Raw genomic sequence first — 18,770 nt, forward strand, 5'->3', positions numbered from 1 at the left:
GAACAAGAACTTGTACCGATTGCCGGAATGGACAAGAACATAGTCCGATTAATTACCAATTAGATGGTATATCTAAACATTGATCACATGCATTTAAAGTTTATGAAGTACCATATACATAAAAATGTTCAAGCTGACAAATTAATTATTATAAGTCTGACTTCATTAACTCCTTAATGGGCATGTCTTCCGTATCGTTGTATCTATTTTTTTGCAGTACATTCTTTCGGTACATAAGAGCACCCACGAAAGAGAGGGAAAATCAACCGATGCATAGATATATAGCATTTGAATACCTACGGTATCCGCTAGCCAGCCGGATAATAATAAAGATACTCCATATAAAATTGAGGTAAGTGACGATTGGGCGGCAAATAACGGTGGTAGCTCTGAAGCTGGAACGCTTGTTTGGTAAGAAGTACGTTCCGCTAAATCTTTTATGGCTTGGGAAGCCCCAATTGCAAACATGATAAATAGTGTCGCCAGCGGGCTAGTAGAAAAGCTGAAGCCGAGTGTTAGTGCAGCAACGCATCCGCTGCCCACAGCTAGCATGAGCCCAAGATTCCACATTTCGTTCGACAAACGGCTCATAAGAATGCTAATAAGAACGAAACCACCTAAATTAGCGCCGTTTATCCAACCCCACCATACATCGCCAACATGTAGTCGTTCGCCTACGAACACGAGCAATAGCGCCCCAGCGAATACACCTCTAAATAAGCCTTCCCAAAGATCCATCCATAACAAGACACGTAACTTCGGTAACATAAAATAATTTCGCCATCCATCTTGAAGTGAGCGTCTCCAAGAACCGGCTGGAGTTTGGTGTGTGTTGCTGCTGACTTTGCTGATCATGCAGGAGGATAAGCAAGCACCACCTAATAGCTCCTAAAATAGATAGAGCTTGACTAAGCCAGAGTCTATGAAATGATTTGGTTAGCATTGAACTCATCCTTCCCTATATTCAGTTATATTCAGGAAAAGGAATGAGATTTTTCAACGGTCTGCCCCCGATCAAAATTAAAAAGATTTCATCATTGTAGCATTTTACTTTTGCAAATAAAAAGTAAATAATTTGAACGATTGACGGCATCGTTTGTCTACCTGATGATTCAATATAGTTTGCGAAGTACTTATTTTCTTTTCAGGGAGCAATGGAGATTCAAATCAAGTCACATCATTAAATAGTTTATTAGGTGTCGAAAGAAGAGGTTGAAAAACTCCATTTTTTCAACGAAAGGGAGACTTATAGCTCAGCAACACAACAGCTGCCGGCGTATTTTTTTACTTTGGCGTTGTTGGTTTGGTCATTAATCAATTTAATCTCGAAAGGTAAAACGGGCTGGGAGTTTACTATTTTGCTGATCGGAAATGCAATTTTCTTTTGGTCAAGAGTCTTCTACAAAAGGAAAATGAAATAAATGAGTTGATCATTGCGATTGACTGTTTTTGTTCAACGAATGGGCAGATAAGTTTAATGAAACAGCAAACCAGCGAGTATTTCGAACGTTTATTATAAATGAATATAGAGGACCAAAAAAAATTTTTACGGATTGTCCCTTCTCACTTCGTTACTTTGTATCTATATTATATATAAGTAGACGGAGGAGAGTGGTTATCCTGCAAGAAAATACGAATTTCGTTCTAGAAGGGAACATAGTTACACTCGTTCCGATGGAAGATAGCCACAAGGCGGAATTAATCAGAGTCTTGATGTCTCCAAATGTATGGGAATACACCTGGCGAACGATGAATACAACGGAAGAACTGGATCAAGTGCTGACAGATGCATTGGCGAACAAAAACAAAGGAACACAGCTCCCCTTCACCATTTTTGACCAAGCTTCAGGAGAGATCATTGGAACCACTCGAATAGGCGAACTGGATATGATTAATAGAAATGCTGAGATTGGATGGACATGGCTCTCACCGGACTATTGGAGGACAGGTGTCAATACGGAGTGCAAATTCCTTCTGCTGCAGCATTGCTTTGAAGAATTGAATCTAATACGCGTGCAATTCTCCGTGAGTGGACAAAATATTCGATCACAACGGTCAATCGAACGAATTGGAGCTGTAAAGGAAGGAGTTTTCCGTAAGCATAGAGTAAAGGCCGACGGATCCATTCATGATAATGTTTTTTACAGCATAATAGACACCGATTGGGTGGATGTAAAAGAAAAACTTCTTTTTTTATTATCAAAGAAATACTCATAACTTCCAAAATGCCCACTGATGTCGCTAAATTAGCGACTTTTTGGTATGAACGTTACAAGTTCTTGACCTGAGTCAAGGACAAGAGCTTGTAACGTGCCGAAAGAAAGAGAGGAAAATGTCCGCCATCTCCAATTCGTAGATTCCTTCTATGTGGCATTGAGCATCGGTACAGGCGGTGCGCTGATCGTTCATCAAGAACATCATCCGATAAGCCACGCGAAGGAGAATCTTCCCATATAACAAATAACGGTTCGTCGTTAAAATCCATCACGAAGAACGGGGGAAATTATTATTTTATAGGGAGGTAAACCAGATGGCACGTGTGTTAGTTGTCATTACTCCGGCTGAAGGCCATGTGAATCCGTCATTAGGATTAGTTACTCAGTTGATTGACCATGGCGAGGAAGTTGTCTATGTGTGTTCTGAGGAGTACCGTTCCCGAATTGAACAAACCGGAGCCCAATTACTTACCTATCCATTTCCTCAAGATGCCTTCTCTCATGACCCGGTATTGAAACCTCAGGAGTACAAACATCCTTATCGGTTCATTTATATGATGGCAGGCGGCATCATTCGAAAAATCGTCCCTGAGGTACTTCGAGTGATTGAACATCAAAAGTTCGATTATATGATCTTTGATTCCCTGATAGGCTGGGGAGGGACTATTCTTGCAGAAAAGCTGGGAATTCCTGCGGTGTGTTCGATCGCCTCCTTTGCTTTTGTAGAACCTCTAGGGGCTGGCCAAGGATCGAATGACAAGGAGACGGATAGCGGGGGACTGTATGAGGCCACGAGGAAGATAATTCGTGAGTTAGCTCAAGAGTTTCAAGTGAAGGTTCCAGCGCTGGAAGAGATTCCGTCACATGCAGGTCGGTTAAAGCTCGTATATACAAGCCGTTATTTTCAGCCGCATGCAGATAAGCTGGACGATAGTTTTATTTTTACGGGTCCTTCGATCATACCGCGCCAAGATGCACCGACCTTCTCGTTCAAGCTGCTTCGTGAACGTTATCCGCAAACGGTGTACATTTCCATGGGCACCATTTTAAATAAGGATCTGGATTTCTATCGGCTTTGTTTTGAAGCCTTGGGAGATTTGCCGGTGAATGTTGTTCTGTCCTCAGGAAAATACACGGATATGGAGCCGCTGGCTGATCGGATTCCTGACAATTTTATCGTCAAACCATACATTGCACAGCTCGATATGCTGCAGCATACGGATGTTTTTATTACACATGCGGGGATGAACAGTGCGAGTGAAGCCCTTTATTACAACGTGCCATTGGTGATGATTCCATTAACTTCGGACCAGCCTCTTGTCGCCAAACGGGTACAGGAGTTGGGAGGGGGCATCACTTTAAACAAACATGCTCTAAGCGCAACAGATTTGAGAGCGGCATTAACAGAGGTTTTGAGCAATCCGCGCTACAAACAGCAGGCTTATCTTATCGGCGAATCTTTACGGCATGCCGGCGGTTTCAAGCGGGCCGCCGAGATAATCAAAAGCCATTTTGCTAAAGTATAACGACGAAAAAAGCAGCCAGTTATCGAGGGGGACCCTCTTTAACTGGCTGCTTGCATATACATATGCGATGAAGCTGGCGCACTTATATTGTTTCTTTGTTACCCTGCCGGCTAGCTGCTTTACTTTATTTCTCTAATGAACATTAGCTCAAATCATAGCGTATTCTGTTACTCCACAGTCCGCAGACGGAAGGTCTGGCTGGCGAAATCGCCTTGGAGATCTGAGATGACGAGACCGATCCGCATCAGCTGATCGCCACCGAAGCTCTGTCCGCCAAAGGCTTGTCGGAATGGGGATGTTTCATTGCCAGCAGCATCAGTGCCGGATTCGAGTCGATATTTCTTGTTCGGGTCGAGTCCTTTGAGCTTCAGACGCCGAATCGGTCCATTGGCCTCGGCCAGCACACGGAAGAAGGCCACGAATGCCTCCGACTGATCCTCGTTCACGAACATCCAGGCCGTATTGCCGCGTCCCTCGAACGGGCTGAGCAGTCTGTGCATATCCCCCTGCTGTACCAGAGAACGGATCTCCTTGTATTGGGCGACCTGTCTTGCTGCCAGAGCCTTATCCTCCGCGGATAGTGCGGTCAGATCAAGCTCATAGCCGAAATTTCCGCTCATGGCCACGTCGCCGCGCATGGTAAGGGAGGTGGTACGGTGTACTTGATGGTTCGGTACATTCGATACATGCGCACCCATCGTACTGACCGGGTAGACGATGCTCGTACCGTATTGGATCGCCAATCGCTCGATAGCGTCCGTATCATCGCTGGTCCAGGTTTGCGGCATATAGTGCAGCATGCCTGGATCAAAGCGGCCGCCACCGCCGGAGCAGCTTTCGAACAGAATGTGCGGGAAGCTGGTGATCAGGCGTTCCAGCAGATCATACAGCCCAAGGATATACCGATGAGCCGTCTCCTGCTGCCGCTCACGGGAAGCAGACGCCGAGGCTACCTCCGTCATGTTCCGATTCATATCCCACTTCACGTAAGTGATCGGGGCCGAGGAGAATACGGCGCTTAGCGTGTCGAACAGATAATCGCATACTTCCTTGCGCGACAGATCAAGCACAAGCTGGGAACGGGCTTCCGTACGACGGCGGCCCTCCGCATGCAGGCACCAGTCCGGATGCTTGCGGTACAGCTCACTTTCTGGCGAGATCATCTCCGGCTCGACCCACAGGCCGAACTGCATGCCTTTATCATTGACGCGCTTGGCCAGATCAGCTAGACCGCCCGGCAGCTTGCGTCGATCCTCGAACCAGTCCCCAAGAGAGCTGTCATCATTATCACGCTTGCCAAACCACCCGTCGTCAAGGACGAAGAGCTCAATGCCGAGCGGACTGGCTTCCTTCGCGATCGCTTCGATCTTGTCAGCATCGAAATTGAAGTAGGTCGCCTCCCAGTTATTGATTAGAATCGGACGCACCTCGTCCCTAAAGTTGCCGCGGCATAGACGAGTCCGGTACAGGCGGTGATAGGTACGAGACATGCCTCCCAGCCCTTGACCGGAATACACCATCACGACTTCAGGCGTTTGGAACGACTCTCCGGGCGCAAGCTGCCACGAAAAATCAAACGGATTGATTCCGATGCTGACCCGGGTCTGTCCGAATTGTTCAACTTCGGCTTGTGCGACAAAATTGCCGCTGTACACCAGGCTGAAGCCGTATACATCGCCAAGATCCTCAGTGGCGTCCGGACGGAGCAGGGCGAGGAATGGGTTCATCTGGTGGCTGCTGGAGCCGCGGCGGCTGTCCAGACGCAAGGCGCCAGGACCGAGCTCTTTCCGCTGAATATGGCGCTCGCGTACCCAGGCACCCGACAGATAGAGAGCCTCGTACTCGGAGTCGCTGAAATCTACGGATGCACTCATGGCTTCTTCGAGGTGAAGTGCAGCCTTGCCCTCATGTTCAAATAAAGTGGAGCGTGCAATCGCACTATGATTGGCAAAAACGGTGTACAGCAAAGTTGCCTTAAGGCCTGAATAATCATCCTTAAGATACAGGTGGAGCGTCGTAGCTTCCTCATCCGTTTCTGCATAGACAGCAGGAAGTCCTGTCAGCTTGGGCTTTCCAGGGACGATGCGGTAGCCGCTGTATTTCAGCTCGGTAATTCTGCTGCCATCCTCCAGCTTCACTTGGTAAGCGGGCTGACGGAAGTCACTGGTGCCGAATTGCGGATATTCCTGAGGCAGCGTGTCCAGTGAGATCGTACGATTCGCAGGTATCGGATTCGGAGAGAACGAGCAGCGCTCCCGCAGCTCCAGAATGTGCCCCAGACTGGCATCGTGGTTCAGTTGCGCACCCCAATACAGATGGGCAGGATAGCCTTCAATGATTTGGAACAGATAGCTGCTGTCTTTGGACTGCAAATGAAACAGGCCTAGTGTCTCGTCTACATGGATATTCATCAGATTCACTCCCGGGTTCAAAATGATTTGTTGCCCGATCAGGCTTATAGCCGTCGGTACTTGAAGTTCAAATATGCGTGACCATTATTCTCCTGAAGCAATAATAATGTCATCGTGCCGTGCGGATCACCCGGGATTCGCTTCAAGCGTCCCAGGGCGAGAACTTTCTCTTACAATAAGCTTGGTTCCGATCACACTATGCGCCGGGGCTTCCCGCCCTTCAAGTCGCTCGGAGAGCAGCTGTACGGCGGCGCGGCCCATTTGCTCGGGATAGGCTCGGATGGTAGTGAGCGCGGGCTGCAGATAAGCAGCCATCTCAATGTCATCGAACCCGACGACAGCCATATCCTGCGGTACCTGCAGCCCGTGCCCGTGAAGCGCGCGCAGCACGCCGACGGCGAGCGGATCGCTGGCGGCGAATACAGCCGTAGGCCGCTCCGACTCTGCCAGCAGCTCATTCATCATGCGGTATCCGTCAGCACTGCTCCAAGCTCCTACACGAACAAGTTCAGGATTGAAGAGTCCTCGCTCCTCCATGAACTTCTTGAAATAGTGTGCCCGTCGTTCTCCAGTGCTCTCGCCGCCGATGAAGGCGATGCGTTGATGTCCAAGCTCCAGTAGATGGCTTAGCGCCTGATCGACCGCTTGGCGAAAATGTACCCGCACCGTATCATAGTCCATTAGTTCCTGATACTGATCGACCAGGACGATAGCCTCCTTGTTGATCGGGACCGATGTGATTTCTTCCGGGTTGACGCCACCGACTACGATGAGTCCGTCGGCAGGCTGCAGCTGGGCTATGGAGAGGCGTCCTCGCAAGGTCTGGCCCAGTGCTAGCCCAAGCTCCTCGCAGCGCATCTCGATTCCGCGCCGGATGGAAGCATAGTAAGGATCATCACGCTCCTCCTCAATGGAGCACCAGAGCAGCAGCGAGACCGTTTTGCCGGCACGCTGCATGTTCCGCTTGAGCTGTCCGAGCCGTTTGGGCTTATATTGGAGCTGTTCCGCAATGGCGAATATATTGCTTCTGGTATCCTCGCTCACGGACAGAGACAGGTCATTATTGAGAACTCTGGATACGGTTGCGGCGGATACGCCGGCTTGCCGGGCAATGTCCTTGATCGTTGCCAACTGCGCTCACACCTTTTAGTTAATAATTTTACTAAAACAATATCTTGAGCCTATCACACTCTACAAGCGATTTCAATAACCGCTTACATCTTCCCCGGCTTTCTAGCATTTTCTATCTACTCCTCTGTGGAGGAGTTGTGTTAACATGATGAGTATTCTTCGAATTGCGGGGGCGAATCATGTACAAGTACTTGTCTTTGGCACATCAATGGTTCGGGCGGCTGCGCTTCAAGAGCAAGGTCATTGCCCTGTTTCTTCCCTTAATCATGTTATCATTGGTTATTCTTGGTGCCGGATCGAGCCAAATCTTCAGCCGCTCCTTGATTGAGCGGACAACCAGCAATGTGATGGACGAATCTCAACTGATTTTGTCTAGAACCGATTACATTTTCAGCAGTGTAGAGACCGCCGCGAATATTATGGTCACGAATATTAACCGTTTGTATGAATCGAATGGCGGGTCTCCGGAATCCACGGTCGAGAAGACGCGTTTTGCGAATCTGATGCAGAGCCGCCTGTCCATAGATGTATCGATCTTCAAGGAGGTAGACGGAGCTGTATTCGTGGATCGCAGCGGGAACATATACTCCTCCTATGACGAGAAAGGGGATGCCGAGCGTATCCGCAAGCTGGTGGTTAGCGGTCAGGAGATGGACAGCTATGGGCGTGCGAGCTGGATCGACATGGAACGCAGAGACATGCTGACACCGGACCCGGCCTCTCCGATTCTGACGCTCCGCAAGACGGTCATTCACATCGACAATGGGGAAGTATACGGGACCTTGTTCCTGCTGGTGAAGGAGGAGCGGTTATCTGCATATCTGAAATCCAGTGATGCATCCACGCCGAAAGCCTACTATTTTCTCGATAGGGGCAACCAGGTGGTCGTAGCTGAAGATCATGCGCAGCTGATGCAACCGATTAGCTCCGAGCTGGTGCTGTCCATGCAGTCTTGCGCCGGTCACTCTTCCGCTGCAGCGTGCTCGTTCCAGGAGAACGGTAATCTGATTACAGTAGTCAATTATGACCGGATGAACTGGAAGCTCGTGAATGTTGTGTCCCTGAATTTGCTTATGGCAGATGTACGCAAGAATGTCGGATTAACCGCAGCGATTGGCGTGTTCTGCCTGGTATTTTCCTGGCTTGGTGCGAGCTTTCTGTCCCGAATGGTCGTCAGTCCGCTGGAGCAGCTGACTGGGGCGATGCGAAAGGTAGTGAACGGGGATATACATACCGTAGCGCATGTACGTTCCGAGGATGAGATCGGTACGATTGCCGAGGCCTTTAACTATATGGTTAGACGGGTGCGGGAGCTGCTCGACACAGTCAGGCAGGAGCAGAATCGCAAGCGTGAATTTGAGCTCGCCTTGATGAGCGCACAGATCAAGCCCCATTTTCTATACAACACGCTGGATACCATCTATGCGCTGAATGAGCTGGACCGTCATGATGAAGCGAGAGATACGACCAAGGCGTTGGCTGATTTTTACCGGACGGCCTTGAATAAAGGACGAGAGCTCATCCTTCTGGAGAAGGAGACGGAGCTGACGGACGACTATCTGACGATTCTGCAGATCCGCTATCCCGATGTATTCCGTTACGAGATTGACATTCCGCCTGAGCTGGCGGGCACCCCGATTCCGAAGCTGTCGCTTCAGCCTCTGGTGGAGAATGCGATTTATCATGGGTTGAAGGCCAAAGGCATCAAGGGCTTCATCCGTATATCCGCCTTCAGTCAGAACGGCAAGGTCATCATCCGGGTAGAGGATAACGGGGTAGGGATGGAGGCCGCACAGGTAGAAGCTATTATGTCACGGGATTCATCCGAGTCGGTTGCGCGTTCGATCGGTACGTATAGTGTTCAGCAACGGTTGAATTTGTATTTTGGAGAGGAATACGGAATTATGGTGCATAGCATCCCCGGAGAGGGGACAAGGGTCGAGCTGTCTTTGCCGATGCTGAAAAAGGGAAGTGAGGCATAGCGTGTATAAAGTGATGATTGTTGATGACGAGCCGTTATTTCGTGATTTTCTGCGTCTGAAAATGGACTGGGAACGTCATGGCTTCCAGGTCTGCTGTGAGGCGAGAAATGGACAAGAGGCGCTCCAGGAAGCAGAGAAACACAAGCCGCACCTGGCACTGATCGATATTAATATGCCGTTCATGGACGGGATTGAACTGGCGCAGCGGCTCAAGGTTCGGTTCGAGCGGATGGCGATTGTATTCATTTCCGGGCATAACGAGTTCGAATATTTGCAAAAAGCGGTGCGCACAGGCGTTCAGGATTATTTGCTTAAGCCCTTTAATGCAGAAGAGATGAGCGCGATGCTGACACGGATTGGGCCGGATCTGCCGAAGCTGCCGATTGCAGAGAAGCGCGGTGAATCTGGGGAGTCTATGGAAAGTACTGGTGGCGTCCGGGCTGTAGCGCCCGATCTTGGAAGCCTGCGCGATGCGGTCGTCCTGGGACTGCTCATGAAGGACAGCGAGTGCCTGGAGGAGGTCCGCAGAGCTGTGCGACAGCTCCGAATGCATGAATGGGGAGACGAGTATGCGGATGCGACATTGATGGGGATTTTGTCCCTGGCTCTGACCTTTGCGAGTGAACGGGGCATGGGCTATGATCGGCTATGGGATCACCGGGATGTGATCTCTCCTTATGATCATTTGCGAGGGCTTGGAAGCTGGGAGGCCGCCGAGGAGTGGCTGGTATCGCTATACCATCGCCTGATTCGGTTGATGGAGCAAATCCGCCCGACGAAGGCCTCGAGCCTGTTCGCTGCGGCCATTCATTATATCCAGGAGCACTATTCAGACCCAGACCTGTCTGCAGAGCAGGTATCCGCCGGAGTATTCGTCGACCCCAGCTATCTGCGGCGCGTCTTCCGCAAGGAATCCGGCTTCTCGATCGTGGATCATATTACACATATTCGGATGAAGAAGGCTAAGGAGCTAATGCTGGAGGGCAACCGCAAGCTGTACGAAATCGCGGAGAGCGTCGGCTATAGCGACCCGAATTATTTCAGCAAGTCCTTTAAAAAATGCTTTGGCATGACGCCGACCGAATATGAGCAGATCAAGAAGAGATAGCTGCAAAATAATCGTCTGTACTTTTTATAATAGTATTTATAAAAGTATGCCATAAATTACGATCATAGAGAGCAGCTATTCTTCGTTATTGAAGGATGGCTGCTCTTCCTTTCAAGGCATTTCATGAACGACCTGCCGGGATTTGTCCCGTTTTTTACAGATAGTGCCCGTTTTGTTCCTTAAAGAACCATGTCCGTGTTGATTATACTATAGCTACATCAATGAAAACGCAGTCAATAGAGAGCTGCACAGGGAGGCCATGAAATGAAAGTACGGAATCACAAACGTTTGAAGGCTGCATTGCTAACGCTTACAATGTCATTGGTTTTGGCTGCTTGCGGGAGCACGGAATCCTCTTCTCCGGAAGCATCGAATCCATCCGGCGATGGGACAATCAAACTGAAGGTGTATGCCCAGCATTTTGATGATGACACGTCCAAGCCGTTCGATTATGCGGTGGAAAAGCTCAAAGAGGAAATGCCGAATGTAGAAATTGAGCTGGAGGCCGCGGTCCAGGATGGCTATCAGAAGCTGAAGACTTATGCGGCAACGGGCAATATGCCTGATATCTATTTTACAGACTGGTCGACGCTGCAGACGATGGCAAAATCCAAAAATGTCGAGCTGCTGGATGACTATGAAGCTACCACGAAATTCAAGCAGAATCTGAATCCGGGCGTAGAATCCCGTCTGGTAGCGCCGGACAATCATGTATACGCTTATCCCGATACGGGAATCGAGTTCCAGATCCTCTATTACAACAAATCGATCTTCGAACAGGTTGGCATCCAGACACCGATCAAGACCATTGATCAGATGGCCGAGGCTGCGCAGAAGCTGAAGGCTGCCGGCTATGTGCCGATGTCCATATTTGCGAAGGAAAAGTGGATTACGACCGCCTTCTATAACGGTCTGGTGACCCGCGAGCAGCCGCAAGGCTTTGGAGCGTTGGGTGAAGAGGGCGTGAAGCAGCTGCCTGAGGCTTTCGTGACTGCCGCTCAGCAGATGAAGAAGCTGCAGCAAGCGGGATTATTCGATGCGAATGCAACGAATACCAACTATGATCAGGCGTCCTCTTTGTTCTATCAAGGCAAAGCCGCCATGTTCGTAAATGGCCAATGGGAGATTTACAGTTCGCAGGAGAAGCTGGGAGATCAGGTGGACTGGATGTATTGGCCGGCCAAGGACGAGGCTGCCTATGAGAAATCCAAGTATTTCATCAACGGGGCGGGAGCTCCGCAAGGGTATGCCGTATATCCAGGCAGCAAGAACAAGGATACAGCAGTCGAAGTCGCAGCTTTCTTGGCGGCTAAGTCTGCCGAATACCGTTACACGCAGCTGGGCAGCCCGATCGTTTCGCCTAAGGTTGACCTGCCGATCGCTTCGGATGTTCCTGCCATGATGCAGCGTGTAGCAACCGAGCTTCTGCCAAATGCAGAGAATTACGCACAGCTGTTAAGTAATACGGCAATTACAAATGCCATCAATGACGGCACACAGTTTCTACTGGTGGATAGCTACACGCCAGAGGAATTCATCGAAAGTCTGAACCGTGTGCTGGATAAAGAGAACTAGGAACCCGGCAGCCCTTGGTGATTTTTCATCAAGGGGTGCTCTGATAGACAGAAGGGGTGGAAGAAAAACATGAATAAATATTTGGGTAACAAGACAGCACTGACTCTGTTTTTGCTGCCAGCACTGCTGATATACAGTATTGTTATAATCTATCCCGTACTTCAGACCGTAGTTCGCAGCTTTTATGATTGGGACGGACTGAGCACACCCGAGTTCTCGGGACTCAGCAACTATATCGAGCTGTTCAATGATCCGCTGCTTATGACCTCGCTGAAGAACGGGGGCATTTTCGCCCTTGTGCTCGTTGTCTTCCAGATTGGGCTCGGTACGATCCTTGCTCTGATCTGCGCCGATCCCCGTACTCGTGGTCGAAAATTGTTGAAGACCGCCTACTTTATTCCCGTTGTGCTGTCGGTTACGGTTGTATGCCAGCTATGGATCGCGATGTACGATCCGACCAACGGACTCATTAATCGCCTGTTCACTTTGCTGCATATTCCGTATCAGCAGAACTGGCTCAATTCTCCGACGGAATCCATTATTGCGATTGCCTTCGTCAATGCCTGGCAGTTCATGGGCTACCAATTCGCGCTTCTGTATGCAGGGGTGAAATCCATTCCGGAGGATTACTTCGAGGCGGCCACAATCGACGGCTGCAGCAAATGGAAGGCACATCTTTACGTCACCCTGCCTTTGATGAGAGAGACCTACAAGTTCTGCTTCATCATTGCTATTACTTCAGGGATCGGTGCGTTCGTACAGATGTTGATCATGACCAATGGAGGTCCAGGTACCGTTAACTATACCCTCACCTTCATGATCTATCGCTATGCCTTCATGGAGAGTAATTATGGCTATGCATGCGCTGTATCCGTGGTGCTGGTGCTGCTCTCGCTGCTCGCTACCGTAATCATCAACAAGGTATTTGACCGTGGACAACAAGCCTAATCGCATGAATGCAACTAGACATGTAAAGGAGAACGAAATGAGTACAACGGCTCTGCGCAAAATCGGACAAGCTTTCCTGCAGCTACCGCTGTGGCTGTACCTGATCGTATCAATCTACCCGCTATTCTGGATGATTTCCTATTCACTGAAGAACAATGATGAGATATTTGTGACCAATCCGTTTGGATTGCCCACCACCTTTCGATTTGAGAACTATATCAACGCCTGGCAGCAATTCAATATCCCGCGGTATTTCATGAACAGCTTCGTGGTATCGACGATCTCCACCTTACTGATTATGCTGCTGGCTCTGATGTTTGCTTTTGCCGTGGCCCGTATGAAATGGCGCTTCAACTCGCTGGCGCGGACGTACATGATTATCGGCATGTTCATGCCGCTGCAGGTCATCATGATTCCCCTTGCGCTGCTGGTACGTGATTTTCACCTGACCAATACCTATGGAGCCTTGATTCTGCCTTATGTAGCTATAGGACTCCCATTCTCTACGATGGTGTTCTATGGCTTCCTGATGGCGATTCCGAAGGAGATTGAAGAAGCGGCTTGTATGGACGGAGCCACCATTTATCGTCTATTTCTCAGTATCATTGTACCGTTGGCACTTCCAGCGATTGCGACCGTGGCTATTTTTCAATTCCTAAATAACTGGAATGAGTTCACGCTTGCCTACATTCTGATCTCGGATGAGAATATGAAGACGCTGCCGCTTGGTCTGTTATTCTTTCAGGGTTCTTACAGTACAGATTGGGGAGCCATGGGAGCTGTCATGACCATTGCATCTCTGCCGATGGTGCTCGTCTATCTCTTCTTGAGTGAGCAGGTCGAGCGTGCGATGACAGTAGGCTCGGCAGTGAAGGGCTAAATAGAGACGATCCTCTGATCTGATGACCGACCTTTGGTGCTACTTACGGCTCGATAGCGGAGTATTTGTACCGGAATTTGGATGATGTAGTGCCACTTGAACCTGGAATTAAGAAGGTTTGTTTGGCCCCGCAATGGTCCCTTTGTCTCCCAAGGTTCAGCTTTTATGACGACATCGCAAAGAGAGTGGGAGATTAAGGTAGGGAATATATAATAGGCATGAATCCTCCTCATTTGACTGGTAATTTATGTATAGGTTAGAGTAGTCATAACCAGTAGGTGGAATTTGAGGTGATCAGCGTGAGTATATTAAGATACAGTTATCCCACGATGTTAAAAAGAAGCAAAAGCTTGTCTTATCGACAGCAAGTTACTTCAATGACAACGGTACTAATGAATTTTTTGGCAGAGCACAAGTTAATAGTTATAGAACCTTTCCATGAGGATGGCTCGCTCAAAGACGATTTGGTGCTGCGAAGCTCAGATTTAACCGATTTAGGAAATGAATTCTTCAAAGAGGTTTTTCCCAAGTGGTCTGCGTATATTGATCGCGGCGGAGATATTCAGCAAACAACCATTCTATTAAAGGGATTGAATAAACTGCAAATGTAGTTCTTACCATTATACAAGCGAATAATTGCAACAAAGGACGGCAGAGCTTAGCTCGGCGGTCTTTTTGTTGTTCACCAATCAGAGATATTTCATAATACAAGGTTTACAAAAACTTGTTGTTGTATAATCATGGTAAAACAGATATATAAAAGTGAGGAGCGAGAGAGTTTGCAAAGAAAAATCAAAAGCAACCTTTTTTACCTAGCTGCAGGAATTTATCTAGGAATTGCCGTAGTAGCATTTATTCCATGGATTCAAATGAGCTCGAAAATAACGGCATACACAAGTATTATCGCACTACTAATAACCATCTATGACTCTTCGAAGGTCAGCCTTAGAATAACCTCAACAAAAGGGAATTTACGAAAGCAAAAAGTCCAATATGTATTTATGTTGGTTATGAAGGTATTAATGATCATTTCGCCATTCGCCCTCTTGTTTTGGATTAATTACGAGAATGATGAAGACGTCATAGCAAGAATAAGTAATTATGTAACTTTTGCTGCTATTGGTATCGTTTTTTTGACAAGAGGAATGGAAGTAAAGGAACAAAACGAAAAATGATTGAAACAAAGAATGCTTTGGTAAGGAGAATCATGATCAACAGCAGTCTACTTATAAGTCGGCAGATGAAAGGTCTATGACTGCTGCCATGATGAAGCAAAGAGGGGACGAAACAGATGGATATTCTGCTTCGTCCCTTTTGCTTTGTCTTTTTGTCGTATCTCATCATTCACTGATTTATGCTAACGAACTGAGGTGAAGCTATTTGGTGCAATTTCGCCTATTTGAAAATGTAACGAATCTGAGACACGTTATACTTGCTTTTGGGCGTGAATCGGTTGTCATTTCGCGCAATCAATAGGACGATTCGTGCAATGAATTTACAGGCAACAATCTATAAACTGTAAACCAGCTGGCACATTGAATCAGAGAATGCAAACGCTTTCCGATAAGGCGTTTCTGAACCAAATTCCAAACTTTGCAATGCAGGAGCTGTGTCGGATTCGGCAGAGGTAATAACGATGCCTTCGGTTTATTTTTTGGTTAGGGAAGGGGACGATTGAATGTTGAAGGTATTGCTGGTGGATGATGAGATGTTTGTTCGAAAAGGAATGCATGAACTGATTGACTGGCATGGACTCGGCATGGAGATCGCCGGAGAAGCGGAGAACGGTCTCGAAGCACTGGACAGGGCAGAGTGTCTGCAGCCGGATGTAATTATTACCGATATTCGTATGCCTGTTCTGGATGGGTTGGAACTGATTCGCTCCGTGGTGAAGTCACCGAACCTGGAACCCGTATTCATCATTATTAGCGGTTATCACGACTTCAAGTATGCGCAGCAGGCTATTCGGTACGGGGTTCAGGATTATATTCTGAAACCGATCGATGAGGAAGAAATGACAGCAACGCTGCAAAAAGCGGCGAACATGATCCGTACGAAACGCAAACATGTTTTTTTGCCAGAGGAGCAGGCCAGCAGCCTGATGCTGGAGAACATGATCAAAGGCCAGGTGCATAAGGCGGAAGAGCATCGATATGCCGAGATGCTTGGAATAGGTCATCAGGCTAGTTTGATGATTGCGCTGATTGAACCGCAGCAGGGTTTGGAAGTGAGAACAGTGACTCTTCAACAACTTCGCGAATGTCTTCATCCATTGGAGGAGGATGGTTTCAGTATCTTCGTCATGGAGGAGCAGCGCGGCAGATTTGGTCTGATGCTGTTATGGAAGGGACAAATTTCGAAACGTCATGTGGAAGACAAACTGCATGCCATCCACAAGGAACTGAGCGAACATTTACATGCAGATTCGGGTTTCTATGCAGGCACGCTTGTACATGAAATATGCGAAATTCCGAGGTCTTATGAGGAAGCGGCAGAGGCGGCCAAGCACAAATATGCAGAACAAGGAGGTTTTGTGCGGTATACGGATATCAGGGACAAGTCTCTTTATGTGTTTAATGTGAATCAGGAAGATGTTGACCCCTTAATCCTGAGTCTGGAGGAACGGAACCGCTCTGCGTGCCTTGCGATTGTAAATGACATGTTTGAGCTTTTTCATGCTCGTCGCTTTTCCCCTCAAGCGGTAACCGGCTCTCTGCTGCGCTGTATTACGGGAATATTGGCGGTCGTTCATGAGATGGGTGGAACCGACGCGGGGCTTCAGCGGTTAAAGACATTGGCAGAACAAAGTCATGAGGGTTGGAGCTTGCAACTGCTGAAGGAAGCTTTTCTGGCAGCCCTGAATGAGGCAGAGGGGTACATCGCACAGCTGCGGATGGAGCAATCCAAAGGGGATATCAGCAGGATTAAGCGATACATTGATGCCCATTATACCGAGAACATCAGTCTCAAAAGCATTGCGGCCCTGTTTTATATGAATCCGGTCTACTTGGGCCGTCTGTTTCGCAAAAGCTACGATCAATATTTCAATGAATATTTGCTGAACCTGCGCATCCAGGAGGCGAAAAAGCTGCTTCGCCAAACGGATCTGAGAATGTATGAGGTCGCCGCCCGCGTAGGGTTCCAGAACGCCGATTATTTTGTGACCCAGTTCGAGAAGATCGTCAAGATGTCACCCACAGCCTACCGTAATCTGCTGAAGGAAAATGGACAGCGAGGTGTCCAATGATCCGGTGGAATCTGAATTACATGAAACTTCGGGACAAGCTGCTGCTCATGTATGTGCTGTCTGTTTTTATTCCCATCGTGGTTACCAATGTAGTTTTCTATCAAGTAACCACGGCGAATATCCGCAGTCAGAAAACGCGTGACGCTGGTGTCGCCATGAACAATCTGAGGAATGACCTGCGCGTTACGGTTGATCAGGCAGTGGCCTTATCGTATTCGTTCTATGCCGATCCTGTGTTTAACGATACATTGTCCCGGTCGTTTGGCAGTCATTTTGAATATATTCAGGCCTACAATACATATTTGAAAGGGGAATTTTCAGGACAGCTCAGCCAGGGAATTCGCTGGTACCAGGTATACACCGATAATCCAACCATCTTATCCTCAGGGTACATTGAACGGCTGACGGCGGCTGTGCGCAAAACGAACTGGTATGAGCAATTTCGGGCATACTCTGCCCCTTATCCGGCATTGATTGCCACGGACCAGACACTCAGCCTTGTTCAGCGACTCGATAATCTGGATACGGGAGGTATCGAGCAATTGTTGAAAATAGACTTCAATATGGATGTCATCAAGGAACATTTTCGCAACAGTGGTTTTGACGGAAGCGTGTACCTGGTAGATCCGGAAGGGCATATCCGCTTTTCCAATGACCCTGACACGCAGGGAAACCGGATTGGGGAGCTGTACAGCAAGATTCATTTTCCGAACCAGACGATTCGGTTTGAAAGCATCTATTCCGGTATTAACTACCTGGAAGGCTGGTCGCTGCAAGGCGTTATGGATGAAGAGATTGTCCTGCGGGAGGTTCGAAAATCCCGTTCTTCTGTTGTCTGGCTGGCCTGTATTAATTTTGTATTGCCTTCGATCATCATTGCAGCGATGTCCAGATCCATTCATGTCAGACTGGTACGCATTCTGAAACATATGAAAAAAGTAAAAACGCAGAATTTTCAGACCATCCCTCCTGAGAATGCGAGAGACGAGATTGGTCAGCTTACGACGGAATTCAACCGGATGACCGAGACGATTCGCAGCTTGATCGATGAGGTATACCTGGCGGACATTCAGAAGAAAGATCTGGAACTTAAACAGCAGCAGGCAAAGCTTCATGCCCTTCACAGTCAGATTAATCCTCATTTTCTGTTCAATACGCTCGAATCCGTGCGGATGCGGAGCCTGATCAAAGGTGAGAAGGAAACAGCCAAAATCGTACATCATATGGCTAAAATGTTCAGGAAATCGATCAGCTGGAACCAGCAGCATGTGACGGTGAAGGAAGAGCTGGAACTGATCGACAGCTTTTTGCAGATTCAGCAGTATCGTTTTGGCGAAAAGCTTCAGTACCGGATTGAGGCAGCCCCTGAGGTGATTATGGTTCAAATTCCAAAGATGGTTATTCTTCCGTTTGTAGAAAATGCGAGCATTCACGGGATTGAGTCCACGCCGGGTCAAGGTCTGATTCAACTCTCCGTATCCGCAGAAGATGATCATCTTCACATATGCCTCGAAGATAACGGGATCGGCATGTCTTCATCCAGGCTGGAAGAGCTGCTAAAGTATCTGGATCAGAACACGGATATGGGGGAACATGTCGGCATGAAGAATGCATATAGCCGCTTGAGACTGTGTTACGGTGACTGCTTCACGTTCTCCATTCACAGTCGGGAAGGTGAAGGGACACAGATCCGGATCAAGCTGCCGCTGAATGAAAGGTGCATGCGTGGTGACTGAGGGGACAATA

At 48.3% G+C, this 18,770-nt stretch carries 15 protein-coding genes; 12 read left to right on the forward strand and 3 right to left on the reverse strand.

The window, feature by feature from the left end; genetic code table 11:
- Positions 1 to 165: 165 nt before the first annotated feature.
- Positions 166 to 768 (reverse strand): MFS transporter, encoded by a 603-nt coding sequence (locus RSX24_RS09030; RefSeq protein ID WP_343260344.1) that lies wholly within the window; start codon positions 766 to 768, stop codon positions 166 to 168.
- A gap of 843 nt (positions 769 to 1,611) precedes the next feature.
- On the opposite strand from RSX24_RS09030, the gene RSX24_RS09035 reads away from it, so the two are divergent.
- The 3 genes from RSX24_RS09035 to RSX24_RS09045 all read left to right on the forward strand — a co-directional run bounded on the left by RSX24_RS09035 (position 1,612) and on the right by RSX24_RS09045 (position 3,742).
- The gene (locus tag RSX24_RS09035; RefSeq protein WP_343260345.1) at positions 1,612 to 2,217 is read left to right on the forward strand and encodes a GNAT family N-acetyltransferase; all 606 of its coding nucleotides are present in this window, start codon (positions 1,612 to 1,614) and stop codon (positions 2,215 to 2,217) included.
- A gap of 93 nt (positions 2,218 to 2,310) precedes the next feature.
- Positions 2,311 to 2,457, forward strand: coding sequence for a hypothetical protein (locus tag RSX24_RS09040; protein WP_343260346.1), 147 nt, complete (start codon positions 2,311 to 2,313; stop codon positions 2,455 to 2,457).
- A 73-nt stretch (positions 2,458 to 2,530) separates the two neighbouring features.
- The gene (locus RSX24_RS09045) at positions 2,531 to 3,742 is read left to right on the forward strand and encodes a macrolide family glycosyltransferase (RefSeq protein WP_343260347.1); all 1,212 of its coding nucleotides are present in this window, start codon (positions 2,531 to 2,533) and stop codon (positions 3,740 to 3,742) included.
- A gap of 167 nt (positions 3,743 to 3,909) precedes the next feature.
- Here the strand turns inward: RSX24_RS09045 and RSX24_RS09050 are convergent, their stop codons facing one another.
- Together RSX24_RS09050 and RSX24_RS09055 are read right to left on the reverse strand one after the other, a co-directional pair.
- Complete coding sequence (locus RSX24_RS09050) at positions 3,910 to 6,153, reverse strand: alpha-galactosidase (RefSeq protein WP_343260348.1); 2,244 nt, start codon at positions 6,151 to 6,153, stop codon at positions 3,910 to 3,912.
- Between the two features lie 126 nt (positions 6,154 to 6,279).
- Positions 6,280 to 7,284: a LacI family DNA-binding transcriptional regulator gene (locus tag RSX24_RS09055; protein ID WP_343260349.1), complete on the reverse strand. Its 1,005-nt coding sequence runs from the start codon at positions 7,282 to 7,284 to the stop codon at positions 6,280 to 6,282.
- 179 nt (positions 7,285 to 7,463) lie between these two features.
- Between RSX24_RS09055 and RSX24_RS09060 the strand changes: the two genes are divergently transcribed.
- The 9 genes from RSX24_RS09060 (at position 7,464) to RSX24_RS09100 (ending at position 18,760) form a co-directional block, all read left to right on the forward strand.
- Positions 7,464 to 9,266, forward strand: coding sequence for a sensor histidine kinase (locus RSX24_RS09060; RefSeq protein ID WP_343260350.1), 1,803 nt, complete (start codon positions 7,464 to 7,466; stop codon positions 9,264 to 9,266).
- A gap of 1 nt (position 9,267) precedes the next feature.
- A complete protein-coding gene (locus RSX24_RS09065; RefSeq protein ID WP_343260351.1) occupies positions 9,268 to 10,374 on the forward strand; it encodes a response regulator transcription factor in 1,107 nt (368 codons plus the stop codon).
- Positions 10,375 to 10,638: 264 nt separating this feature from the next.
- Positions 10,639 to 11,949 carry an ABC transporter substrate-binding protein gene (locus RSX24_RS09070; RefSeq protein WP_343260352.1) on the forward strand — a complete coding sequence of 437 codons (1,311 nt, stop codon included), beginning with the start codon at positions 10,639 to 10,641 and terminating at the stop codon, positions 11,947 to 11,949.
- Between the two features lie 69 nt (positions 11,950 to 12,018).
- Positions 12,019 to 12,897, forward strand: a complete 879-nt coding sequence (locus RSX24_RS09075; RefSeq protein WP_339272407.1) for a carbohydrate ABC transporter permease — start codon at positions 12,019 to 12,021, stop codon at positions 12,895 to 12,897.
- Between the two features lie 37 nt (positions 12,898 to 12,934).
- Positions 12,935 to 13,777 carry a carbohydrate ABC transporter permease gene (locus RSX24_RS09080; RefSeq protein ID WP_343260353.1) on the forward strand — a complete coding sequence of 281 codons (843 nt, stop codon included), beginning with the start codon at positions 12,935 to 12,937 and terminating at the stop codon, positions 13,775 to 13,777.
- 290 nt (positions 13,778 to 14,067) lie between these two features.
- On the forward strand, positions 14,068 to 14,388 hold the full coding sequence (locus RSX24_RS09085; protein WP_339272405.1) for a hypothetical protein: 321 nt from the start codon (positions 14,068 to 14,070) through the stop codon (positions 14,386 to 14,388).
- 168 nt (positions 14,389 to 14,556) lie between these two features.
- On the forward strand, positions 14,557 to 14,952 hold the full coding sequence (locus RSX24_RS09090; RefSeq protein ID WP_343260354.1) for a hypothetical protein: 396 nt from the start codon (positions 14,557 to 14,559) through the stop codon (positions 14,950 to 14,952).
- Positions 14,953 to 15,455: 503 nt separating this feature from the next.
- Positions 15,456 to 17,024 carry a response regulator gene (locus RSX24_RS09095; protein ID WP_343260355.1) on the forward strand — a complete coding sequence of 523 codons (1,569 nt, stop codon included), beginning with the start codon at positions 15,456 to 15,458 and terminating at the stop codon, positions 17,022 to 17,024.
- Positions 17,021 to 18,760, forward strand: coding sequence for a sensor histidine kinase (locus tag RSX24_RS09100; RefSeq protein ID WP_343260356.1), 1,740 nt, complete (start codon positions 17,021 to 17,023; stop codon positions 18,758 to 18,760). Before RSX24_RS09095 ends, RSX24_RS09100 begins: the two co-directional genes overlap by 4 nt.
- Positions 18,761 to 18,770 lie beyond the last annotated feature (10 nt).

Source organism: Paenibacillus hubeiensis (assembly GCF_032334105.1).
Taxonomy (GTDB): domain Bacteria; phylum Bacillota; class Bacilli; order Paenibacillales; family Paenibacillaceae; genus Paenibacillus; species Paenibacillus hubeiensis.